Annotated in this window: 22 protein-coding genes; 15 read left to right on the plus strand and 7 right to left on the minus strand. The window is 54.9% G+C overall.

Annotated features, from left to right (window positions below; all coding sequences use genetic code 11):
* The first annotated feature begins 4 nt into the window (after positions 1 to 4).
* The 4 genes from HFD95_RS03565 (at position 5) to HFD95_RS03580 (ending at position 4,917) form a co-directional block, all read left to right on the plus strand.
* Positions 5 to 2,488 (plus strand): fimbria/pilus outer membrane usher protein, encoded by a 2,484-nt coding sequence (locus tag HFD95_RS03565; RefSeq protein WP_010255338.1) that lies wholly within the window; start codon positions 5 to 7, stop codon positions 2,486 to 2,488.
* A gap of 10 nt (positions 2,489 to 2,498) precedes the next feature.
* Positions 2,499 to 3,788 carry a fimbrial protein gene (locus HFD95_RS03570; RefSeq protein WP_010255339.1) on the plus strand — a complete coding sequence of 430 codons (1,290 nt, stop codon included), beginning with the start codon at positions 2,499 to 2,501 and terminating at the stop codon, positions 3,786 to 3,788.
* Positions 3,788 to 4,525: a molecular chaperone gene (locus HFD95_RS03575; protein WP_010255341.1), complete on the plus strand. Its 738-nt coding sequence runs from the start codon at positions 3,788 to 3,790 to the stop codon at positions 4,523 to 4,525. The genes HFD95_RS03570 and HFD95_RS03575 overlap by 1 nt, the downstream gene beginning before the upstream one ends.
* Before the next feature lie 104 nt (positions 4,526 to 4,629).
* Positions 4,630 to 4,917, plus strand: a complete 288-nt coding sequence (locus HFD95_RS03580; protein WP_010255342.1) for a helix-turn-helix transcriptional regulator — start codon at positions 4,630 to 4,632, stop codon at positions 4,915 to 4,917.
* 333 nt (positions 4,918 to 5,250) lie between these two features.
* Here the strand turns inward: HFD95_RS03580 and HFD95_RS03585 are convergent, their stop codons facing one another.
* The 3 genes from HFD95_RS03585 to HFD95_RS03595 all read right to left on the minus strand — a co-directional run bounded on the left by HFD95_RS03585 (position 5,251) and on the right by HFD95_RS03595 (position 8,109).
* Positions 5,251 to 6,507 carry a histidine-type phosphatase gene (locus tag HFD95_RS03585; RefSeq protein ID WP_060679580.1) on the minus strand — a complete coding sequence of 419 codons (1,257 nt, stop codon included), beginning with the start codon at positions 6,505 to 6,507 and terminating at the stop codon, positions 5,251 to 5,253.
* Positions 6,508 to 7,320 (minus strand): inositol monophosphatase, encoded by an 813-nt coding sequence (locus HFD95_RS03590; protein ID WP_064689915.1) that lies wholly within the window; start codon positions 7,318 to 7,320, stop codon positions 6,508 to 6,510.
* A gap of 207 nt (positions 7,321 to 7,527) precedes the next feature.
* On the minus strand, positions 7,528 to 8,109 hold the full coding sequence (locus HFD95_RS03595; protein ID WP_064689916.1) for an ACP phosphodiesterase: 582 nt from the start codon (positions 8,107 to 8,109) through the stop codon (positions 7,528 to 7,530).
* 103 nt (positions 8,110 to 8,212) lie between these two features.
* Here HFD95_RS03595 and queA point away from each other — a divergent pair, with 103 nt between their 5' ends.
* The 5 genes from queA to secF all read left to right on the plus strand — a co-directional run bounded on the left by queA (position 8,213) and on the right by secF (position 13,694).
* Positions 8,213 to 9,283, plus strand: coding sequence for a tRNA preQ1(34) S-adenosylmethionine ribosyltransferase-isomerase QueA (queA, locus tag HFD95_RS03600; RefSeq protein WP_167429839.1), 1,071 nt, complete (start codon positions 8,213 to 8,215; stop codon positions 9,281 to 9,283).
* 78 nt (positions 9,284 to 9,361) lie between these two features.
* On the plus strand, positions 9,362 to 10,510 hold the full coding sequence (tgt, locus tag HFD95_RS03605) for a tRNA guanosine(34) transglycosylase Tgt (protein WP_010255351.1): 1,149 nt from the start codon (positions 9,362 to 9,364) through the stop codon (positions 10,508 to 10,510).
* A complete protein-coding gene (gene yajC, locus HFD95_RS03610) occupies positions 10,510 to 10,842 on the plus strand; it encodes a preprotein translocase subunit YajC (protein ID WP_010255353.1) in 333 nt (110 codons plus the stop codon). Before tgt ends, yajC begins: the two co-directional genes overlap by 1 nt.
* Positions 10,843 to 10,867: 25 nt before the next feature.
* Complete coding sequence (gene secD / locus HFD95_RS03615; RefSeq protein ID WP_010255355.1) at positions 10,868 to 12,715, plus strand: protein translocase subunit SecD; 1,848 nt, start codon at positions 10,868 to 10,870, stop codon at positions 12,713 to 12,715.
* A 10-nt stretch (positions 12,716 to 12,725) separates the two neighbouring features.
* Positions 12,726 to 13,694, plus strand: coding sequence for a protein translocase subunit SecF (gene secF, locus HFD95_RS03620; RefSeq protein ID WP_010255357.1), 969 nt, complete (start codon positions 12,726 to 12,728; stop codon positions 13,692 to 13,694).
* A gap of 66 nt (positions 13,695 to 13,760) precedes the next feature.
* Here the strand turns inward: secF and HFD95_RS03625 are convergent, their stop codons facing one another.
* The gene (locus HFD95_RS03625; RefSeq protein WP_050680158.1) at positions 13,761 to 14,330 is read right to left on the minus strand and encodes a DUF3251 domain-containing protein; all 570 of its coding nucleotides are present in this window, start codon (positions 14,328 to 14,330) and stop codon (positions 13,761 to 13,763) included.
* A gap of 16 nt (positions 14,331 to 14,346) precedes the next feature.
* A complete protein-coding gene (gene lysM, locus HFD95_RS03630) occupies positions 14,347 to 14,784 on the minus strand; it encodes a peptidoglycan-binding protein LysM (RefSeq protein ID WP_010671197.1) in 438 nt (145 codons plus the stop codon).
* Positions 14,785 to 14,972: 188 nt separating this feature from the next.
* Between lysM and nrdR the strand changes: the two genes are divergently transcribed.
* The 6 genes from nrdR (at position 14,973) to pgpA (ending at position 19,043) form a co-directional block, all read left to right on the plus strand.
* Positions 14,973 to 15,422: a transcriptional regulator NrdR gene (gene nrdR / locus HFD95_RS03635; RefSeq protein ID WP_009091750.1), complete on the plus strand. Its 450-nt coding sequence runs from the start codon at positions 14,973 to 14,975 to the stop codon at positions 15,420 to 15,422.
* 3 nt (positions 15,423 to 15,425) lie between these two features.
* Positions 15,426 to 16,526, plus strand: a complete 1,101-nt coding sequence (gene ribD, locus HFD95_RS03640; RefSeq protein WP_010255367.1) for a bifunctional diaminohydroxyphosphoribosylaminopyrimidine deaminase/5-amino-6-(5-phosphoribosylamino)uracil reductase RibD — start codon at positions 15,426 to 15,428, stop codon at positions 16,524 to 16,526.
* Positions 16,527 to 16,616: 90 nt separating this feature from the next.
* Positions 16,617 to 17,087 carry a 6,7-dimethyl-8-ribityllumazine synthase gene (gene ribE, locus HFD95_RS03645; protein ID WP_010255369.1) on the plus strand — a complete coding sequence of 157 codons (471 nt, stop codon included), beginning with the start codon at positions 16,617 to 16,619 and terminating at the stop codon, positions 17,085 to 17,087.
* 19 nt (positions 17,088 to 17,106) lie between these two features.
* Positions 17,107 to 17,526: a transcription antitermination factor NusB gene (gene nusB, locus HFD95_RS03650; protein ID WP_010255372.1), complete on the plus strand. Its 420-nt coding sequence runs from the start codon at positions 17,107 to 17,109 to the stop codon at positions 17,524 to 17,526.
* A gap of 55 nt (positions 17,527 to 17,581) precedes the next feature.
* Positions 17,582 to 18,559, plus strand: coding sequence for a thiamine-phosphate kinase (gene thiL, locus HFD95_RS03655; RefSeq protein WP_010255374.1), 978 nt, complete (start codon positions 17,582 to 17,584; stop codon positions 18,557 to 18,559).
* Entirely contained in the window at positions 18,549 to 19,043 is a 495-nt protein-coding gene (pgpA, locus tag HFD95_RS03660) for a phosphatidylglycerophosphatase A (protein ID WP_031293112.1), read from the plus strand. Before thiL ends, pgpA begins: the two co-directional genes overlap by 11 nt.
* Positions 19,044 to 19,107: 64 nt before the next feature.
* Here the strand turns inward: pgpA and HFD95_RS03665 are convergent, their stop codons facing one another.
* A complete protein-coding gene (locus tag HFD95_RS03665) occupies positions 19,108 to 20,082 on the minus strand; it encodes an aldo/keto reductase (protein ID WP_010255378.1) in 975 nt (324 codons plus the stop codon).
* Positions 20,083 to 20,164: 82 nt separating this feature from the next.
* A complete protein-coding gene (dxs, locus tag HFD95_RS03670) occupies positions 20,165 to 22,030 on the minus strand; it encodes a 1-deoxy-D-xylulose-5-phosphate synthase (RefSeq protein ID WP_010255380.1) in 1,866 nt (621 codons plus the stop codon).
* Between the last annotated feature and the right edge of the window lie 15 nt (positions 22,031 to 22,045).

Genomic DNA, 22,045 nt, shown 5'->3' on the forward strand with positions numbered 1-22,045 from the left:
GAAAATGAAAATCAGAATTTATTACCTGCTTATTTCTCTCTGCTCGTTTTCTATTTATGCGGAAGAATATGAATTCAGCCCCGCCATGCTCAGTGCGGGCGGCCTGAGCGATATTTCCGCATTGTCAGGAGAAGACACATTTTATAACCCCGGTGAATATGACGTTTCTGTTTACATAAACAATAAATTATTTTCAAAAAAGTCGCTGACTTTTGAACGGAAAGGTAAGTCGCTGACGCCGTTATTTACAGGTGAGTTTATCAACAGTTTACCTCTTAAAAAGAAGCCAGAAGCCCTGGTTAATGACAGAAAATACGCGCTTGAAGCTGTTCTGCCGGAGGTAAAGACTTCGCCCGACCTTTCTTCTCTGCGGGTAAACATTACTGTGCCTCAGTCTCTGCTGGTATACCGTCCGGATGATTATATTCCCTCAAGTGAGTTTGAGGCAGGCAGTACCGCCTTATTTTCGAATTACACGGTCAACCAGTATGAGTCACATAGCACCCATACAGGCGGAGTGAGTTCGACGTATGTTGGACTTAGCAGCGGCTTTAACGCAGGAAAGTGGCAGTTCCGGCAGCAGGGGAATTTCAACCGTAACCGTTTTGGGTCCAGATGGCACTCCTCACGCCTGTACGCCAGTCGGGGCTTGCCGTCACTGCGAAGTGAGCTGCTGCTAGGCCAGCTCAGTTCGGGCTCTGATGCATTCAGCGGGCTCGGTTTTACCGGTGTAAGTCTCAGGACCGATAACCGCGTGTTACCCCCTTCCATGGTTCAGTATGCGCCGACGGTGAGAGGTACAGCGAGAACCAATGCGAAAGTCGAAGTCTTTCAAAAAAAATACAAAATCTATGAGACGACTGTTCCACCGGGTAACTTCAGAATTGATGACCTGGCACCGGCTTTCTACGGTGGAGACCTCAATGTCAGGGTGACGGAAAGTGACGGAAGCCTCACTGAGTATTCAGTACCTTACTCTACACTACCGGGTTCCGTCCGCCCCGGACGCCTGGACTATAGCTTTTCAGCCGGCGAGATCAATGATTACAGCCGTGACAACCAGTTTACCGAGCTTTCCGTCAAGTATGGCGTTTCTAATGCGGTAACGGCAAACAGCGGGTTACGTATCGGCAGTGGTTATCAGGCGGCCAGCGGTGGGGCCATCTATTCTTCGTCACTCGGTGCATTCGGTTCTTCTGCAACCTGGTCCAATGCGCGACTCAGAAATGGCAGCGCCACGCAGGGGTGGATGGTGAATACCGAGTACAGTAAAACGCTGGGTCCGGTTGGCACCACCATCAGTTTTGCCGGCTACCGGTATTCCACCCGTGGCTACCGGGATCTTCAGGATATCGTTGCCCTGAACAACTCGGACACCCCGCTGTCGTCGGTGGAGGGGGGAACGTACATGCAAAAAAACCGTCTTCAGCTCAATGTCAGCCAACCGCTAGGTTCACTGGGCAGCATTTACGTTTCCGGCTCATCGCAAAATTACTATGACGGACGAAACAAAGACACCTCTTATCAGGTGGGATACAACACGGCATTGCCTTACGGCATTCACATGGATTTCAGTATTTCCAGACAGTACCGCACCCGGATTTCTGACGCGCAGAGATGGGGAGTACCTGACGAAAAACGGCACAAGGAATATTACAAAGACACCCAGTTTGCGCTGAATTTTTCTGTGCCTATCGGGCGTGATACCCGTAATACAACCCTGTCTGCGTCATACATCAATAGTAATAGTGAACACAGCTACCAGACCTCGCTGTCCGGCAGCGCAGGTAAAGACAACACGACCCAGTGGGGTGTGAATTACAGTCGCGACCGCTCAGGAAACAGTTCGGGTCTGAATCTGGCGACCATTCTGCCCAAAGCCAACGTGAGTGGAACGGTCTCAAAATCTCCGGGAAACTGGCAGGCATCCGGTTCGATGAGCGGTGCCATCGCGTTGCACAGTGGCGGGATCACACTGGGGCATACCGTGAGTAACACGTTTGCCATTGTGGAAGCAAAAGGGGCAGAGGGCGCCACGGTACTCAATGGCCAGAACATTAAAATCGACAGTTCAGGTTATGCAATCGTTCCTTCGCTGATGCCTTACAGACGTAACAACATCAACCTTGATGCGCCGGAAGGGGCATCCGCGGATGTCGATATTATTGACAGCCAGCACGTTGTGACGCCATACGCGGGTTCCGTCAACCGGGTGGTCTTCAAAACGCGCCAGGGCATACCGGTCATGATGCAGCTCAGGCGGGCGAATGGCAGCTATGTCCCCCTGGGGTCAGATATTTTCGATTCCGGTGGAAATAACGTTGCAACGGTAAGCCAGGCCGGTAATACCTATCTGCGGCTGGAAAACCGTCAGACACTGACCGCCCGGTGGGGCAGCGCGCCCGATGAACAGTGCACCATCCGTTATACGCCTGTAGATACTCAGTCCACGAAAGCGCTGAATTATATTACCGCAGTCTGTCAATAAGGCCTTATGCATGAAAAAGTATGCAGTCATTTTTTCCCTGCCGATCGTGGCGTTTTTTACATCGTCAGCCTTCGCCACATGCCAGCCTGTCTATAAAGCCAGACAGGGCGATGACAGTAAAGGCGGTGTGCCTCTGATTTTTGGTTCAATAAAACTTCAGCCCGCGGAGTTTATGCCAACTGGACTGATTGGCTCCACTACGGCCACGGTAGGGCAGGCTCAATCCTTGCCTGAAGGGGAGAACCAGCTGTTATACACCTGTGATCTTGCCGATCAGGGACAGACCTATGAGTATTTTGCCACTAACGGCGACAGTAACGTGGGGGGCAATATCAGCGCGGGAGAGGGCGTCTATCAGACCTATTTTCCTTTTATCGGCATCAAACTGATTCGTGACAGTGACGGTAAGGTGTTCTCAAGGTACTGGCAGCATTCACCAATTGAAGGGCACCGGGAGGGTAACAAGCTCAACTTTTATGCCCGTGACTTCAGCGGTGTGACGGCAGAAATTTACCGCTTACCATCCACAATGAGAGGAGGCGATCCGGTTGCGTATTGGGGATGTAATGGCCCTGCGGATGATTCCGCCAGCGGTATTGCATATACCTGTCCCCAGCCCAACGGCTATACGGTTTTTGTCGGGCCGGGCTGGAACGACAAAAAAAATATCACTATCCCAGGTGCTGACAGTAACACGAACTGGGACGGGTTCAGTAACTGGAACTGGATTGGCTTTGGGATGCAATACTCTACGGCAAACACGTTCGTGCAAACGCCCTGGGGATGTCGCGTCTACAGCTATACAAATCCTGTCATTTTACCGCCAGTCACTGTCACTGCGTTGAAGTCTGATTTTGAAACAATAGGTAAGGACTTTACTGTAACCTATCGGTGCGGTGGGGAGCTCGTTAATGGCTTTATCAACCGGAATGCAGGTGTTGGACCTGATAAAATTTCGGTCGCATTCAGCACTGATCATCCTATGTCCGGGAACAACGTTTTGTGGTCACGTTATGCGTTATCGGATAATTATGGACAGGATGGATATGCGTCAAACGTCGGCATAGGTGTGTCTGTTGCCGGTAAGACGGTCGGATTTATAACCAACGCATACACTAATGATTATACAAAAGGCTGGTTTTCTCTTCTGGATGGGGAAATCTCGCGTTCTCAAAATACCCCCACTCAGGTAGATATCACGTCTCAGTATTTCGCATTCTATGGCATCGTTGACCCCGCAAAACCTGTCACGCCTGGGAAAATAGATGCGACGGCGCATATTATTGTGAGGTACTGGTGATGAGATATTTTTTATATTGGGTGAGTTTTATTTTTCTGTTTAATGCGGCGGAACTCCATGCCACGATTATGCCGTTGCAGGACAGGGTGCTGTTCAGCAGCAAGGACAGCGGCAGGCGCCTGCTCATCGTCAACAACGACAGTCAGGCGCCGGTGTTACTTCAGAGCTGGGTTGATGATGGAAGCGCCGGCGATATTAATAAAGAAAAAAATTACCCTTTTGCTATTATTCCAGCAGTCGCCAGGATGACACCGGGTAAAATTCTGAACCTTAAGATACTGCCGACGGAAAAAATACTTGATTTACCCCGTGATCGTGAGTCCGTATTCTGGATAAATCTCTATGAAATTCCGGGTGTCAAATCTTCTCAGCAGGAGAAAACGGCCAATAAAATAGAAGTCGGATTAAACACCCAGCTGAGAATTACCTATCGGCCTTTCAATAGCAGTATGGACATTAACAGTATTGGCGGCGCTATAAACGTCCGCATTGCCGACAACGGTCATTCACTCGAGCTGAGTAATCCTACGCCCTATTTTGTGACGCCTGTTTCATTAAAAGTTACGTCATTGGCTGGAGAGCAGTCACTAAAACTGGGCATGGACAGAATGATTGCTCCTTATGACAATAAAGGTTTTAGTTTGCCTGAAGTAATAAAAAATAAAAAAATGACCGTTGAATACACGCTGGTCGATGACGTCGGAAAAGAGGCCGTTTTCACTAAAAACCTGAATTAGTTTTCACCTTATATACGCTGGTTCCAGACTGGCAGAATAACGCTGTTTACAGCTTTTACAACATTATTTAATCCGTTTTAAGCAATGGAGGAACTGTGACGTTTATGGATAATACCCAACGCTGCATGTCATTTACTGAGAATGAAGTCGCTGTCACCTGGTTCTTTATGACCGGCATGACCCTGAAGCAGATAGCCGAATGGTTAGGGCTGACTGAGAAGTCCGTTAGTTATTACAAAAGAAGGGTGATGAGGAAAATAGGAGTAAAAAACAATAATGAATTTATTATGTGGTATCTGGGGAATCGATCGATATATCAGGACAGTGCCGCGGAATTCAGTATTCTGCGCCGAAGTGTTCCTGACTCCCGTAATCAGCAGGTAAGGGATTAACAGGTTGATTTTAAGGAGGCAATTAAATTCAACCTTACTATTTTCCAGGCCGGGTATGTAGCTTCAGGCGAGAGCGCGTGTGGGTACATGGGCACAGGGGGAGAAGACAGAAAGAGAGAAATAAAAAACGGCGAAACCAGTCGCCGAAATACTCAAGAATTACAGGAAAATAGTTAATAAAGGGATGATTGACGGGTCTATCGTAAAACAAAACGAGTGGCGCTGATAGTCAGGCGATTTAAATAAGAAAAGGTCGGAATGGCGTTAATTAACAGCGGTTAACATTATTCAGGCCGCGTTGATGCTGCGGCCTGAATTTGATTAGCCACAGACTCAGGGCAATATAACCGAAACCGGCAGCACAGCGCTGTTATCCAGCTTTTTTCGTAGCTGAGTCAGCGTGGATTGATAAGGGCAGAGCAGGCCGACATCGGTGATTCTGCAGTCATGCTGATGCCACTCCTGACGTAATAACGGATGTTTATCATCAATCGGTTGCAGCTGACGAATCCCATCCAGACTCTGCGCCTGGAAATAGAGCCGCAAAAAACGTTCGCCGCTGTGGGTGTCGCGCCAGCGCTCCAGCACCAGACTACTGCCCGGTGGAATGTTGCCGCGTGAATAGCCTGGCAACTGCCAGCTAAAGCCCATCAGGGTGCGCACCATCGCAATATTGGTGTCATGTGCCACCAGAATCAGCCAGCGGCCCGGCGCGCTATCGGAAGCAATCGCCTCCAGCAGGGCGTTGAGCAATATTGAGCCACGGCGCTGTGCCTGATAGAGCACGTCGTTGCTGAGATCGTAGTTTGCGGTCAGCAGCGGCAGCAGCGTGGTGATCTGCGCGGCCGAGGTGATGTGTCCCCAGGCGAGCTGGTCCAACGGCAGGTTTTCGCTGTAGCCCAGTCGCAGCGTCTCCACCATGCTTGCCATCACACTCAGCCCGTAAACGTATGTGTTGCCGTTACGGGTTTGCCGGAACGACCAGGGCGCATCAAAGAGGGGGCAGTCAGTCGCGGGCGGGCAGACGGCGGCTTTCAGCTGCTGAATGGCGGGTTGCAACTGCTGTTGCAGCCGCGCCAGATCGCCCGCTTTCTGCTGCTTAGCCGCCAGCTCCTGAGCAGGATCGCTCTGGGTGATCGTCAGCTTTTCACTCTGAAACAGGGGATCGACTTCGCCCGCTACGTGATGCACCGGCACGCCGCAGCCGGGAAAGGCCCCATCAGTCAGCGCTGTGGCCGTGGCACGGGTGCGCTGCAGCGGACTGGCGCGCACGTAGACCTGTGCCGCATCAGGACAGCCCGCGCCCAGCAGGCCGAGCTGGCGATAGTGCTCGCCTTGCCAGCGTCCTTTATTGACCACCGCGCTGTAGCCATGACCGGTCAGCTCACCATCGGCGGTGGTCCACTGCGTCCAGGGTTGCTGGCTGGCGGCTTCAATCTCTTTACGATTGCCGGGGGTGGGCGGACGGACACCGTGACGGCTCAGTTCGACCACTTTCTCCAGCTGGTAATCCGCCGCCTGTGACACCGGACTTAACAGCCAGAGAGAACAGAGGATCAGCGCGCAGCGGTACAGGCCTGGCAGCGTCATTTACTCCTCCAGCGCGCGATTATCGGTCAGCGCTTTGATTTTTGGATAAAGAGTCGCATTGGCCAGCAACACCGGGTTGCCGTTTTTGAGTCCTTCGTTGCGCAGATAATCATTAGTAACGCCGCCCGCTTCGCGCATCAGGACGATGCCCGGCAGACTATCCCAGGGATGCATATGCGCTTCATAGTAGCCAATCAGTCGCCCGGCGGCCGCCCAGGCGCTGGTCAGCGCGCCAGAACCGATGCGGATAAACATGCCACCCTGTTCAGTTAAGCCGCTAATCAGGCGCGAGACGCTTTCGGCAGGGGTGCGACTGGAGTTGCTGATGCCGAGCAAACCCTCGTTGAGATGCGTCGCGCTATGAACCTGCAAACGGCTCTCATTAACCCACGCACCCTGACCTGCTCGTGCGTGAAACAGCTCCTGATGATTGGGATCGCAGACCACGCCGATCACTGGTTCGCCGTCACAGACCACCGCCAGCGAGACGCACCAGTTAGGCAGGCCGTTGACGAAGCAGGCGGTGCCGTCGATGGGATCGACCACCCAGATAAAGGGCGCGCCCTGAACCTCACCGCCGCTCTCTTCGCCATAGACAGCATCGTCAGGAAAGCGCTCAGCGATTAATGTCTTAATCAATGCCTCAACGTTACGATCAGCCTCGCTGACCACGTCCTGCAAATCCCTTTTGTGTTCCACCACCAGTGTCTGACGCTGCTGATACCACGAATAAGCCCGGCTGGCCGCCGCACGGGCGATGTCGCAGGCGTAACGGTAACGCGCGTCAATTTCAGAATGCGAAGCGGATGACATCTTTTCCTCTTATGTCTTTTGGTCAAAACGAACGGAAGGCACGCCTGAACAGGCGGTCTGGCTGTGATATTTACTTAACTATTGTTAAGAAAGGCTTCATTAAGCCGCAGATAGGCAGCAATGGCAAGATGATGCGGGGGTCGGGTGAGGCGCTTTCCCGGCGGACGAAAGCTGGCGTCCGCCAGCCCGGCAGCAGAGGATCGTGTTTTACAGGGTTCTGCTGGTCGCCAGCGCCATTAAACGCGGATAAAAAACAAAAAACAGCGCTTCCAGCTGATCATAGTGTTGCGTGAAATCGTGGTAGGAGTCGCGCAGGGCCGCCAGGCGTGGACGGCGGCTGGCCATGCCGTGCAGCACCCGCTCCAGCCGCGCGGGCTGGGCATAATGCTCAAACCAGCGCTCGCGCCACATCACCGCGTTGAGTTCCTGAAACTCGATGGGGGTGTCTGTCAGTTGCGGCATGATCTCGCGCTCGGCGGCGGCAGAAAAGTGCACCAGGGTCTGGCCGGGCGTGAAGTGCTGCCAGTGCCGGGCCAGAAAATGGTCCCAGATGACGTCCAGCGTAATGGGTGCCACGCGATAGGTTTCGGCACGGAATAGCTGACGGGCGCTGCGCACTTCCGGCAGCGCATCGGTCATCACATCGAGACGACGGTGCATCAGAATGCCGTCCGCGACGGGCGCAGACCAGTGCTGGTGCGGGTTGCCACGCACAAAATCGGCCATTAAATTGCCGAGTAAGGAGCTGTCGGCCAGCTTAGCCAGATGGAGATGAGCAAGAAAGTTCATGCCGCATTATAGGCTGAACTGCCTTTGCGCAGCCAGTTGTTCAGAATTGGTCGATTTTCCGCTAAACTGTGCCGCCTGTTTTTGCCTGAGAAAGAACTCTTTCATGCGTGTCGCCGATTTTGCTTTTGAACTGCCCGAATCCCTGATTGCTCACTATCCCCAGGCGCAGCGCAGCGGCTGTCGTCTGCTGTCGCTCGAGGGTCCCAGCGGGACGCTGTCGCACGGTGTGTTCACCGACGTGCTGGATAAGCTGAATCCGGGCGATCTGCTGGTGTTCAACAACACCCGTGTGATTCCGGCGCGCGTCTTTGGCCGCAAAGCCAGTGGCGGCAAAATCGAGATGCTGGTGGAGCGGATGCTTGACGACAAGCGTGTGCTGGCCCATGTGCGCGCCTCGAAAGCGCCGAAGCCGGGAGCAGAACTGCTGCTGGGCGAAGATGAGAGCGTGAAAGCGACGATGGTGGCGCGTCACGATGCGCTGTTTGAGATTGTGTTTGATGATGAGCGCGCGGTGCTCGACATCCTCAACAGCGTCGGCCATATGCCTCTGCCGCCTTATATCGACCGTCCGGATGAAGAGGCGGATCGCGAGTTGTATCAGACGGTTTACAGCGCCCGTCCGGGTGCCGTTGCGGCACCGACAGCCGGTCTGCATTTTGATGAACCGCTGCTGCAGGCGCTGAAAGAGAAGGGCATTGAGATGGCGTTTGTGACGCTGCATGTCGGTGCGGGAACCTTCCAGCCGGTGCGCGTCGACACCATCGAAGAGCATCACATGCATGCTGAATATGCCGAAGTGCCGCAGGAGGTTGTTGATGCGGTGCTGGCCTGTAAAGCACGCGGCAATAAAGTAGTCGCTGTCGGCACTACCTCTGTCCGTTCGCTGGAGAGCGCCGCTAAAGCGAGTCAGGATGCCCTGATTGCGCCGTTCTTCGACGATACCCAGATTTTTATCTATCCGGGCTATGAGTATCAGGTGATTGATGCGCTGATCACCAACTTCCATCTGCCCGAATCGACTCTGATTATGCTGGTCTCGGCGTTTGCCGGTTATCAGCACACCATGACCGCGTACCGCGCAGCCGTGGCTGAGCAATATCGTTTCTTCAGTTATGGTGACGCGATGTTTATCAGCAAAAATCCGCAGGCGCCGCTGGAAAAAGTGGGCGACTGATTTATTAACCGATAGCCGGAATCGACTGAGAGCGACTGAAGGTTATCTGCATCGGACTGTTTCTCCGATGGAGGCTTTGTGAAATTTGAACTTGATACCACAGACGGGCGCGCACGCCGTGGCCGTCTGATTTTTGATCGCGGTGTGGTGGAAACCCCTGCGTTTATGCCTGTTGGCACCTATGGCACCGTCAAAGGCATGACGCCGGAAGAAGTGCAGGAGACCGGCGCGCAGATCATTCTGGGCAATACCTTCCACCTCTGGCTGCGTCCGGGCCAGGAGATCATGAAACTGCATGGCGATCTGCATGACTTTATGCAGTGGAAAGGGCCGATCCTGACCGACTCCGGCGGCTTCCAGGTCTTCAGCCTGGGCGACATCCGTAAAATCACCGAAGCGGGCGTGCATTTCCGTAACCCGATCAACGGCGACCCGATCTTCCTCGATCCGGAAAAATCGATGGAGATTCAGTACGACCTCGGTTCCGACATCGTAATGATTTTCGATGAATGTACGCCCTATCCGGCGGACTGGGACTATGCCAAACGCTCGATGGAGATGTCGCTGCGCTGGGCGCAACGCAGTCGTGACCGTTTTGACAGCCTGGGCAATAAAAATGCGTTATTTGGCATTATTCAGGGCTCGGTTTACGAAGATTTACGAGATGTCTCGGTGAAAGGTCTGGTAGAGATTGGCTTTGATGGGTACGCTGTGGGCGGCCTGGCGGTGGGTGAGCCTAAGCAGGACATGCACCGTATTCTTGAGCACGTCTGTCCGCAGCTTCCGCAGGATAAACCGCGTTATCTGATGGGTGTCGGCAAGCCAGAAGATCTGGTCGAGGGCGTCCGTCGCGGCGTCGATATGTTTGACTGCGTGATGCCGACCCGTAATGCCCGAAATGGTCATCTGTTTGTGACTGAGGGTGTGGTGAAAATCCGCAACGCCAGATACAAAGATGACACTGCGCCACTGGATGCGGAGTGTGATTGTTACACCTGTCGCAATTATAGTCGTGCCTACTTGTATCATCTCGACCGTTGTAACGAAATACTGGGCGCGCGTCTGAACACTATCCACAATTTGCGCTATTACCAGCGCCTGATGGCAGGTTTACGCCAGGCCATCGAAGAGGGTAAATTAGAGCGCTTTGTAAACGAGTTCTACCAACGGACGGGCAAAGAAGTTCCGCCTTTAACGTCTGATAATTCATCAATGAGGGAAATTTAATGAGCTTTTTCATTTCTGACGCCGTGGCCGCAGCAGGCGCACCGTCTCAGGGAAGTCCGTATTCTCTGGTGATCATGCTGGTGGTGTTTGGTCTGATTTTCTATTTCATGATCCTGCGTCCGCAGCAGAAACGTGCGAAAGAGCACAAGAAGCTGATGGATTCTATCTCTAAGGGTGATGAAGTGCTGACCAGCGGTGGCCTTGTAGGCCGCGTAACAAAAGTCTCTGACACGGGCTACGTAGCTATCGCGCTGAATGACACCAATGAAGTCGTCATTAAACGTGATTTCGTCGCCGCCGTGCTGCCTAAAGGCACTATCAAGGCGCTGTAATTCTTTCTTCCCTAAGGGAACTGCCGTGTTAAATCGTTATCCTTTGTGGAAGTACGTGATGCTGGTCGTCGTGATTCTCGTCGGCCTGCTCTATGCGCTTCCCAACCTGTATGGTGAGGATCCGGCCGTTCAAATCACTGGTGCGCGCGGAAGCGCCGCCAGTGAGCAGACGTTGGATCAAATTCAGTCCGCATTAAAACAAGACAATATCCAGAGCAAATCTGTTGCGCTGGAAAATGGTGCGATTACCGCGCGCTTCAATAATACGGATGTGCAGTTACGCGCCCGTGAAGCGATCATGAAAGCGCTGGGTGAAAACTACGTTGTTGCGCTGAACCTCGCGCCAGCCACGCCTCGCTGGCTGTCGATGCTGTCAGCAGAACCGATGAAACTCGGTCTCGATCTGCGTGGTGGTGTGCACTTCCTGATGGAAGTGGACATGGACACCGCACTCGGCAAACTGCAGGAGCAGAATGCTGACTCGCTGCGTAGCGACCTGCGCACCAAAAGTATCCCTTACACCACCGTCAACAAAATCGCGAACTACGGCGTGGAAATTCGTTTCCGTGACGCAGCCAGCCGCGATGCGGCGATCTCCTGGCTGACCTCGCGTCATCAGGATCTGGTGATCAACAGCAGCGGCAGCGATGCCCTGCGTGCCACCATGAGCGATGCTCGTCTCAGCGAAGCGCGTGAATATGCGGTTCAGCAGAACATTACTATTCTGCGTAACCGTGTGAACCAGCTGGGCGTGGCCGAACCGCTGGTACAGCGTCAGGGTTCCGATCGCATCGTAGTTGAGCTGCCGGGTATTCAGGATACGGCACGCGCTAAAGAGATTCTGGGTGCAACGGCGACGCTGGAATTCCGTCTGGTAAACACCAGCGTGGATCCAACCGTAGCGGCCAGTGGTCGTGTACCGGGTGACTCTGAAGTTAAAGACATGCGTGATGGCCAGCCGGTGGTGCTCTACAAGCGGGTGATCCTGACCGGTGACCATATCACCGACTCGACTTCCAGCATGGATGAGTACAACCAGCCACAGGTGAACATTTCACTGGATGGCGCAGGCGGTAACATCATGTCGAACTTCACCAAGGACAACATCGGCAAGCCGATGGCGACCCTGTTTGTGGAGTACAAAGACAGCGGTAAGAAAGATGCCAACGGCCGTTCAATTCTGGTGAAACAGGAAGAGGTGATTAACGTCGCCAACATCCAGTCTCGTCTGGGGAACAGCTTCCGCATCACCGGTATCAACAACCCGAACGAAGCGCGTCAGCTCTCGCTGCTGCTGCGTGCCGGTGCGTTGATTGCGCCCATCCAGATTGTGGAAGAGCGTACTATCGGGCCGACGATGGGTCAGCAGAATATTACTCAGGGTCTGGAAGCCTGCCTGTGGGGTCTGCTTGCGTCGATCCTGTTTATGGTGGTGTTCTACAAGAAGTTTGGTCTGATAGCGACCAGCGCGCTGCTGGTTAACCTGGTGCTGATTGTCGGCATTATGTCGCTGTTGCCGGGTGCGACCCTGACCATGCCGGGTATTGCCGGTATCGTGTTAACGCTGGCGGTGGCGGTGGATGCCAACGTGCTGATTAACGAACGTATTAAAGAAGAGCTGCGTAACGGGCGCTCGGTTCAGCAGGCAATTCATGAGGGCTATAAAGGCGCCTTCTCCAGTATTGTCGATGCAAACGTGACCACCCTGATCAAAGTTATCATTCTTTATGCAGTCGGCACCGGTTCGATCAAAGGCTTTGCTATTACCACCGCAATTGGTATCGCAACCTCAATGTTCACCGCGATTGTCGGTACCCGTGCCATTGTTAACCTGGTTTACGGTGGCAAACGCATCAACAAGCTGTCTATCTGAGGAGTGCGTTGTGGCACAGGAATATAACATTGAGCAGTTGAACCACGGGCGTAAAGTCGTCGACTTTATGCGCTGGGATAAGCTGGCCTTCATCATTTCGGGACTGCTGATTCTCGCCGCGATTGCTATCGTGGGTGTGCGTGGTTTTAACTGGGGCCTCGATTTCACCGGTGGTACGGTGATTGAGATCGCGCTGGAAAAACCGGCCGATCTTGAAGTCCTGCGTGGTGATCTGGTGAAAGCGGGCTTTGACGAGCCGCTGGTGCAGAACTTTGGCAGCAGCCGTGACGTCATGGTGCGTATGGCACCGGTTACCGGCCCGGCGGGCACCGAGTTAGGCAATAAAGTGGTGTCGGTGATTAACCAGACCACCCAGCAGAATGCTACCGTTAAGCGCATTGAGTTCGTGGGTCCGAGTGTGGGCAGCGACCTGGCGCAGGCGGGTGCGATGGCGCTGTTGTCCGCGCTGATTGCGATTCTGATCTACATCGGTTTTCGCTTTGAGTGGCGTCTGGCGCTGGGTACCGTGCTGGCGCTGGCGCATGACGTGATCATCACCTGCGGCCTGCTGGCGCTGTTCCGCATTGAAATCGACCTGACGATTGTTGCCTCACTGATGTCGGTGATTGGCTACTCGCTTAACGATAAAATCGTGGTGTCGGACCGTATTCGTGAAAACTTCCGCAAGATCCGTCGCGGCAGCTCTTACGATATTACTAACGTGTCACTGACCCAGACGTTAAGCCGTACGCTGATTACCTCGCTGACCACGCTGGCGATGATCCTCATCCTCTTCGTGTTTGGTGGTGCGCTGCTGAAAGGCTTCTCACTGACCATGCTGATTGGTGTGACGATTGGTACGATTTCATCAATTTATGTCTCTTCGGCGCTGGCGCTGAAGCTGGGCATGAAGCGTGAACATATGCTGGTGCAGAAAGTCGAGAAAGAGGGCGCCGATCAGCCTTCTATCCTGCCTTAATCGCCGCAGAGAAATAAAAACGGGCAGCCATGTGGCTGCCCGTTTTTTTTTGCACCTGTGATCAGATCAGGGTGCAGCAGGAGAGGTCTGGGCAGGTGCGTCGCCGGTGACGTTATGCACGCGGACATAACCTGATTGATCCGGCGTAAGGCCGCTGAGTCGCAGCGGTATGCTCACCGAATGCTGGGGCAACAGCGAGGCAGGCACCGCTATTGTCTGACTCAGACTGCCGTTACTCAGTGGTTTACCGGTTGCCGGATCGAGTTCGCCCCAGTTCACCGTAGCGTGCAGGGCGGGCAAAGGGCGATCGTCCATTGAGCGTACCGTCAGGGTTGCCCGCGAGCCGCTGGCTTCAGCGGTGACAGGCGAGAGCGTCAGTCGCAGCGTGCCGAGCTGGGTTTGCAGCGCCACCGGCGTGTTCGCCTGCGGGATCAGCCACGCGCCTTGCTGCGAATGGCTGTTTAGCTGCCCCTGAATCTCCAGCGCGCTGGCCTGCGTGGTCAGGTGCTGCATCTGCTGATTAAGCTGACTCACTTCCTGATGCAGCTCTCTGACCTGCGGGTTGCTGGCGCTACTGCTGCAACCGCTCAGCATCACCAGAGAGAGCGCCACCGGAACCCAAACCATCCTGCTCATAAGTTATCCTTGTCCGTTATTTTGGAATACGTAAAACCTGGCCAGGATAGATCTTATCAGGATGAGAGAGCATTGGCTTATTCGCTTCGAAAATCTTGTTGTATTCGTTGGCATTTCCATAAACCTGTTTGGAAATTGCGCTCAGCGTGTCGCCTTTTTTCACGGTGTAAAGTTCTGACTCGGCCGCGCTGTCTGTCACAGTCACCTTATCTTCTACTTTGGTGATGCCTGCAACGTTACCGGCTGCGATCAGAATCTTCTCTTTCAGCTCCTGGGAAAGGCCATCGCCCGTCACGGTCACGGTATCGCCGTTGACCTTCACATCCACTTTGTCGCTGTCGGGTAAACCGAGCTTGTTGATGTGATCCTGCAGCTTTTTATTCTGGTCATCGCCGCCATTCACGGCATCCCATAATTTCTCACCGGCTTCTTTCACAAAATTAAACAGACCCATACAACCTCCAGTGTGTTAGTGGATATACGCCGTCTTTCGGCTCTATAAGCGTAGACCCTTTTGCCGTCGCTGATATTTAACATCATTTATGCTGTGCGTGGTGGCACAGGAAAGGCACGGAAGAGATTTTGTTGATTCGCAGTTCGCGCTACACTGTCTGGCCCATCTCTCTCGCGTCAGGAAACGTCATGCATTGCCCATTCTGCTCCGCTGTGGACACCAAAGTGATTGATTCTCGTCTGGTTAGTGAAGGCTCTTCGGTGCGCCGCCGCCGCCAGTGTCTGATGTGTCATGAGCGTTTTACCACCTTCGAGGTGGCGGAACTGGTGATGCCACGCGTGGTGAAAAGCAATGACGTGCGCGAACCGTTTAATGAAGACAAAATGGCCAGCGGGATGATGAAAGCGCTTGAGAAGCGTCCGGTCAGCGCCGATGCGGTTGAAAGCGCCGTAAACCATATTAAAACCCAGCTGCGTGCCACCGGTGAACGTGAGATCCCCAGTAAGCTGATCGGCAATCTGGTGATGGATGAGCTGAAGAAGCTCGATAAAGTCGCCTACATCCGTTTTGCCTCGGTTTACCGCAGCTTTGAAGACATTCGTGATTTTGGCGAAGAGATCGCCCGGTTACAGGATTAAACCATGGATGAACTTTACATGGCGCGTGCGCTGGAACTGGCGCGACGCGGCCGCTTTACGACGATGCCGAACCCCAATGTGGGCTGCGTGATTGTGCGCGATGGCGAGGTGGTCGGTGAGGGCTGGCATCAGCGCGCCGGTGAACCGCATGCTGAAGTCCACGCCCTGCGCATGGCGGGTGAGAAAGCGCGTGGCGCAACCGCCTATGTCACGCTGGAGCCCTGCAGCCATCATGGCCGTACGCCACCCTGCTGTGATGCGCTGATCGCCGCTGGCGTTACCCGTGTCGTGGCCGCCATGCAGGATCCGAATCCGCAGGTGGCGGGGCGCGGACTGCACCGTCTGCATCAGGCGGGCATTGAGGTCAGCCACGGTCTGATGATGCCGGAAGCGGAGGTGCTGAATCGCGGTTTCCTCAAACGCATGCGCACTGGCTTCCCCTGGATCCAGCTCAAGCTGGGTGCCTCACTGGATGGCAGAACGGCAATGGCCAGCGGCGAAAGTCAGTGGATAACCTCGCCGGCTGCCCGTCGTGATGTGCAGCGCCTGCGTGCGCAGAGCGCCGCCATTCTCAGCAGCAGCGCCACGGTGCTGGCGGACGATCCTTCCCTGACGGTACGCTGGTCTGAACTTAATGCGGAGAGCCAGGCACTGCTTGATGAGCAGCAACTGCGTCAGCCGGTGCGGGTGATTATCGACAGCCAGAATCGCGTGACGCCGCAGCATCGGCTCATTGAGCAGCCAGGCGAAACCTGGCTGATGCGTCATCAGCCCGATCAGCAGAGCTGGCCCGCTGACGTGACGCAAATCGCTGTTCCGCTGCGCGAACAACAGCTGGACCTGGTGGCGATGATGATGCTGCTGGGACAGCGACAGATTAACAGCGTCTGGGTTGAAGCGGGCGCAACGCTGGCCGGTGCCCTGTTGCAGGCCGGACTGGTCGATGAACTGATTGTTTATCTGGCGCCTAAGCTGTTAGGTCATGAAGGACGCGGGCTGTGTAAGCTGCCGGGACTAAGCCAGCTGGCTGACGCACCTGCCTTCCGTTTCAGTGATGTCCGCCAGGTCGGTGACGATTTACGCCTGACCCTGACACCACAATAACACGGTCGGAAAAGCGAGAGCACGCCGCCCAAGAGTATGATAGAATCCGCCCCCCTGCGCGGGGCCAACCAAACCCCTGAAAGGATAAGTATGAAAGTTATCGAAGCTGCTGTTGCAACGCCTGAGGCCAATGTTGCCATCGTTATCGCGCGTTTTAACAACTTCATTAATGACAGCCTGCTGGATGGCGCAGTTGATGCCCTGAAACGTATCGGCCAGGTCAAAGATGACAATATCACCGTAGTCTGGGTGCCTGGTGCATACGAACTGCCTCTGGCAGCACGCGCGCTGGCCAACACCGGCAAATATGATGCGATTATCGCACTCGGTACGGTTATTCGTGGTGGCACTGCGCACTTCGAATATGTGGCGGGTGAAGCCAGCTCCGGTATCGCCAGCGTTGCCATGAACAGCGAGATTCCTGTCGCGTTTGGCGTGCTGACCACTGAAAGCATCGAGCAGGCCATTGAGCGTGCCGGCACCAAAGCGGGTAACAAAGGTGCTGAAGCGGCTCTGACTGCGCTCGAAATGATCAACGTATTGAAAGCCATTAAAGCCTGATTTTTGTAAGGGGAATTTTGTGAAACCTGCTGCTCGTCGTCGCGCCCGTGAGTGCGCTGTTCAGGCGCTTTACTCCTGGCAGTTGTCGAATAACGACATTGCCGATGTGGAATACCAGTTTCTGGCGGAACAGGACGTCAAAGACGTCGACATTACCTACTTCCGCGAACTGCTGTCCGGTGTGGCGACCAACAGTGCGTATCTGGATGGACTGATGAAGCCCTATCTGTCGCGTCAGCTCGAAGAGCTGGGCCAGGTAGAAAAAGCTATCCTGCGCATCTCGCTGTATGAGCTGAGCAAACGTAATGATGTGCCTTATAAAGTGGCCATCAACGAAGGGATTGAGCTGGCGAAAGTCTTCGGTGCCGAAGACAGTCATAAATTTGTTAACGGCGTGCTTGATAAAGCCGGTCCACAAATTCGACCCAATCGCAAATAAACAAAAAGGCCGGCTTGCCGGCCTTTTTTCATGAAGGGTTAAGCGGAACGCAATTATGTCTTGTGGTGAATTTGAACTCATCGCACGCTACTTCAACCGCAGAACACGCAGCCGCCGTGATGTCGAACTCGGCATCGGTGACGATTGTGCGTTACTTAGCGTGCCGGAAAAACAGACGCTGGCGATCAGCACCGATACCCTGGTCGCGGGTGTGCACTTCTTAAGGGATATCCATCCTGCCGATCTGGGTTACAAAGCCCTGGCTGTGAATCTCAGCGACCTTGCTGCCATGGGCGCCGACCCTGCTTGGCTGACGCTGGCCTTAACGCTGCCGCAGGTCGATGAGAGCTGGCTCTCTGCCTTCAGCGAAAGCCTGTTTGAACTGCTGGAATATTATGACATGCAGCTGGTCGGCGGCGACACCACCCGTGGCCCGCTGAGCCTGACGCTGGCGATTCACGGTCTGGTGCCGCAGGGCCGTGCCCTGAAACGTTCAGGCGCGAAGCCGGGTGACTGGATTTACGTGACCGGTACGCTGGGTGACAGCGCGGCGGGCCTGGCGCTGCTGCAGCATCACTGCCGCATCAGCGATCCGGCGGTGCATGAAGCGCTGATTAAACGTCATCTGCGTCCTATGCCGCGCATTCTGCAGGGCCAGGCGCTGCGTTCGCTGGCCTCCTCAGCGGTGGATCTTTCCGACGGCCTGATTTCCGATCTCGGCCATGTGCTGAAAGCCAGCGGCTGTGGCGCACGGCTTAATCTGGATGCGTTGCCCCTTTCGGCTGCGCTGCGCGATCATTTCGACCCTGAGCAGGTCCTGCGCTGGGCGCTGAGTGGCGGAGAAGATTACGAACTCTGCTTTACGGTGCCCGAGGTCAATCGCGGCGCGCTCGATGTGGCGCTGGGTCATCTGGGCGTGCCCTATACCTGCATCGGGCAGATGGCACCGGAGTCGGAAGGCTTAACGCTGCTGGATAATGGCAAGCCCGCCACATTCCGTCATAAAGGGTTTGATCACTTTGATGCTAAATAACGACGTGGCGAAGAGTCGCCTGCGGATGAGCAATCCCTGGCATCTGCTGGCGACCGGTTTCGGCAGCGGATTAAGCCCGGTCGTGCCTGGCACCATGGGATCGCTGGCGGCCATTCCGTTCTGGTGGCTGATGACCTATCTGCCGCAGGATCTCTATTCGCTGGTGGTGCTGGTCGGTATCTGCGTTGGCGTCTATCTCTGCCATCGCACCGCTAAAGATATGGGCGTACACGATCACGGCAGTATTGTCTGGGATGAGTTTATCGGCATGTGGATCACGCTGATGGCGATTCCGGTCAACAGCTGGCAATGGGTTCTGGGTGGCTTTGTGCTGTTCCGTATTCTTGATATGTGGAAGCCGTGGCCGATTCGCTGGTTTGACCGCAATGTGCATGGCGGCATGGGCATTATGGTGGATGACATTATTGCTGGCGTGATTTCAGCTGCCATGCTGTATGGCTTTGGGGTCTGGCTGGCAGGTTAACTGCCAGGGCTCATCACACCGCGACAGAAGGTGACGCCCGGGCAGGGCGTCTCCTTCTCTGATTTTATTCGAATCCTACCGGCTGATGCGGCTGATAGACCTCTTCCAGCAGTGCAACTTCCTCGTCACTCAGCGTGACATCCACCGCCTTCACCAGATCCTCAAACTGCTCAGCACGCGACGCACCAATAATCGGTGCCGTGACGGCAGGCTTGCTCAGCAGCCAGGCCAGAGCCACCTGCGCCCGCGTTACACCTTTATCTTCCGCCACCTGCGCCAGCCGCTCTGCAATCACAGCATCATTCTCTTCGGTATTGTCATAGAGCGACGCCATCACTTTGTCAGAGGCGGAACGCGCGGTATTTTCCCCCCACGGGCGGGTCAGCTTACCGCGTGCCAGCGGACTCCACGGCAGCACGGCAATCTGCTCTTGCAGGCAGAGCGGATGCATTTCACGCTCCTCTTCGCGCTGAATCAGGTTGTACTGATCCTGCATGCTGACAAAGCGATGCCAGCCCTGTTCCGACTGCATCTGCAACGCCTGAGCAAACTGACTGGCGTGCATCGACGAGGCACCGATATAACGTGCTTTGCCAGACTGCACGACTTCATGCAGCGCTTCCAGCGTCTCTTCCAGCGGCGTCTCATAATCCCAGCGGTGAATCTGCAGCAGGTCGACATACTCCATGCCGAGACGCTGCAGGCTGTCATCAATGGATTGCAGAATATTCTTGCGCGACAATCCCTGTGACAGATTGGTCAGCGGGAAATAGACTTTGGTGGCGACCACGATCTCTTCACGGCGGGCAAAGTCTTTCAGCGCCCGGCCCAGGATCTCTTCGCTGCTGCCATCTGAATAGCTGTTGGCGGTATCGAAAAAGTTGATCCCCGCGTTCAGCGCCTGCTGGATCAGCGGACGGCTGCTCGCTTCCGGCAGCGTCCAGGCATGGTTGCCGCGCGTGGGTTCGCCATAAGTCATGCAGCCAAGACAGAGACGCGACACCTGTAGATCGGTGGTACCCAGTTGAATCGTTTTCATGGTGGAGGCTCCTGCGAAAGTGCAAAGGTCTTAGCATAGCAGGATGTTGCGCTCCCCGAGGGGGGAGCGCAGAGAGGGGAGGTTACTGCGCCAGCCAGTGGGCGATCTGCTGCTGAATGCCCTCCGCGTCCAGCAGATAGTCATGACGCACTTCATCCTGCGTCCCCTGCGGGATGAACTCATCAGGCAGACCGATGTTCAGCACCGGAACAGCCAGACGTTTCGCCATGACAAACTCATTGACGCCACTGCCGGCACCGCCTTTGATGGCGCCTTCCTCCAGCGTAATCAGCGAGTCGTGCGTGGCGGCGAGCTCGGCGATCAGCGCCTCATCCAGCGGCTTCACAAAGCGCATGTCGACCAGAGTCGCATTCAGCGCTTCCGCCGTGGCGGCCGCTTCCGGCAACAGGGTGCCGAAATTCAGAATCGCCAGCTTTTCACCCTGACGTTTCACCACGGCTTTACCCAGCGGCAGGCTCTGCAGCGGAGCCAGTGGCGTACCGACACCAGTGCCGCGCGGATAGCGCACCGCACTTGGACCATCCTGATAGTGATAGCCGGTGTAGAGCATCTGCCGACACTCATTTTCATCGCTGGGGGTCATGATCACCATATCCGGCACGCAGCGCAGATAGGCGAGATCAAACGCGCCCTGGTGAGTCTGACCATCCGCGCCAACAATACCACCGCGATCGATAGCAAACAGGACCGGCAGTTTCTGGATGGCGACGTCATGGATCAGCTGATCGTAGGCGCGCTGCAGGAAGGTGGAGTAGATAGCAACAATCGGTTTATAGCCGCCAATCGCCATACCGGCAGCGAAGGTCACGGCGTGCTGCTCGGCAATCGCCACATCGAAATATTGTTTCGGAAATTCGCGTGAGAAGGCCACCATGCCGGAGCCTTCGCGCATTGCTGGCGTAATCGCCATCAGTTTCGGATCGTCGGCGGCCATTTCGCACAGCCAGTTACCGAAGATTTTAGAGTAGCTCGGCAGGCCTTCCGCGCTTTTTGGCAGTTCGCCAATCGCAGGATCGAATTTAGGCACGGCGTGCCAGGCAATCGGATCTTCCTCTGCCGGGGCGTAGCCTTTACCTTTCTTCGTCATGATATGCAGGAACTGCGGCCCTTTCAGGCTGCGCATGTTGCTCAGTGTATTGACCAGCGTCAGCACATCGTGACCATCTACCGGGCCGATATAATTAAAGCCCAGCTCTTCAAACAGCGTACCCGGCACGACCATGCCTTTGAGATGTTCTTCGGTGCGCCTTACCAGCTCTTTGATCGGTGGCAGGCTGGTCAGCACACGCTTGCTGCCTTCGCGCAGTCGCGCATAGGTTTTACCCGACAGGATCTGCGCCAGACGGTTATTCAGCGCGCCGACGTTTTCGGAGATCGACATCTCGTTGTCGTTGAGGATCACCAGCATGTCCGGCTTGATATCACCGGCATGGTTCATCGCTTCAAACGCCATGCCAGCGGTGATGGCGCCATCGCCAATAATACAGGCGGTGCGACGACCCTGACCTTCACGTTCTGCCGCCGCGGCCATGCCGAGACCGGCACTGATGGAGGTTGACGAGTGTCCGACGCTCAATACGTCATATTCACTTTCGCCGCGCCATGGAAACGGGTGTACGCCATTTTTCTGACGAATCGTACCGATGCGATCGCGGCGACCGGTCAGAATTTTATGGGGATAAGCCTGATGACCCACATCCCATACCAGATGGTCGAAGGGGGTGTTATAGACATAATGCAGCGCGACCGTCAGTTCGACCACGCCCAGACCCGACGCAAAATGGCCGCTGGAGCGGCTTACACTGTCTAACAGATACTGACGCAGTTCATCACAGAGCGCAGGCAACTTCTCTTTCGGCAGGGCGCGCAGCTCCTGAACCGTGTTTGCCAGCGCCAGTGTCGGGTATTTAGCAATATCAAAACTCATCAGAGACTCATTATG

The sequence above is a fragment of the Pantoea sp. EKM10T genome (assembly GCF_011800685.1).
GTDB classification, from domain to species: domain Bacteria; phylum Pseudomonadota; class Gammaproteobacteria; order Enterobacterales; family Enterobacteriaceae; genus Pantoea; species Pantoea agglomerans.

Excerpts from the sequence above, each read along its gene's own strand:
- yajC (WP_010255353.1), top strand. The coding sequence starts at position 10,510 with ATGAGCTTTTTCATTTCTGACGCCGTGGCCGCAGCAGGCGCACCGTCT.
- ribE (WP_010255369.1), top strand. The coding sequence starts at position 16,617 with ATGAAAGTTATCGAAGCTGCTGTTGCAACGCCTGAGGCCAATGTTGCC.
- pgpA (WP_031293112.1), top strand. The coding sequence starts at position 18,549 with ATGCTAAATAACGACGTGGCGAAGAGTCGCCTGCGGATGAGCAATCCC.
- HFD95_RS03575 (WP_010255341.1), top strand. The coding sequence starts at position 3,788 with ATGAGATATTTTTTATATTGGGTGAGTTTTATTTTTCTGTTTAATGCG.
- HFD95_RS03590 (WP_064689915.1), bottom strand. The coding sequence starts at position 7,320 with ATGTCATCCGCTTCGCATTCTGAAATTGACGCGCGTTACCGTTACGCC.
- HFD95_RS03665 (WP_010255378.1), bottom strand. The coding sequence starts at position 20,082 with ATGAAAACGATTCAACTGGGTACCACCGATCTACAGGTGTCGCGTCTC.
- thiL (WP_010255374.1), top strand. The coding sequence starts at position 17,582 with ATGTCTTGTGGTGAATTTGAACTCATCGCACGCTACTTCAACCGCAGA.
- HFD95_RS03580 (WP_010255342.1), top strand. The coding sequence starts at position 4,630 with ATGGATAATACCCAACGCTGCATGTCATTTACTGAGAATGAAGTCGCT.
- HFD95_RS03625 (WP_050680158.1), bottom strand. The coding sequence starts at position 14,330 with ATGAGCAGGATGGTTTGGGTTCCGGTGGCGCTCTCTCTGGTGATGCTG.
- HFD95_RS03595 (WP_064689916.1), bottom strand. The coding sequence starts at position 8,109 with ATGAACTTTCTTGCTCATCTCCATCTGGCTAAGCTGGCCGACAGCTCC.
- lysM (WP_010671197.1), bottom strand. The coding sequence starts at position 14,784 with ATGGGTCTGTTTAATTTTGTGAAAGAAGCCGGTGAGAAATTATGGGAT.
- HFD95_RS03570 (WP_010255339.1), top strand. The coding sequence starts at position 2,499 with ATGAAAAAGTATGCAGTCATTTTTTCCCTGCCGATCGTGGCGTTTTTT.
- nrdR (WP_009091750.1), top strand. The coding sequence starts at position 14,973 with ATGCATTGCCCATTCTGCTCCGCTGTGGACACCAAAGTGATTGATTCT.
- dxs (WP_010255380.1), bottom strand. The coding sequence starts at position 22,030 with ATGAGTTTTGATATTGCTAAATACCCGACACTGGCGCTGGCAAACACG.
- HFD95_RS03585 (WP_060679580.1), bottom strand. The coding sequence starts at position 6,507 with ATGACGCTGCCAGGCCTGTACCGCTGCGCGCTGATCCTCTGTTCTCTC.
- HFD95_RS03565 (WP_010255338.1), top strand. The coding sequence starts at position 5 with ATGAAAATCAGAATTTATTACCTGCTTATTTCTCTCTGCTCGTTTTCT.
- queA (WP_167429839.1), top strand. The coding sequence starts at position 8,213 with ATGCGTGTCGCCGATTTTGCTTTTGAACTGCCCGAATCCCTGATTGCT.
- ribD (WP_010255367.1), top strand. The coding sequence starts at position 15,426 with ATGGATGAACTTTACATGGCGCGTGCGCTGGAACTGGCGCGACGCGGC.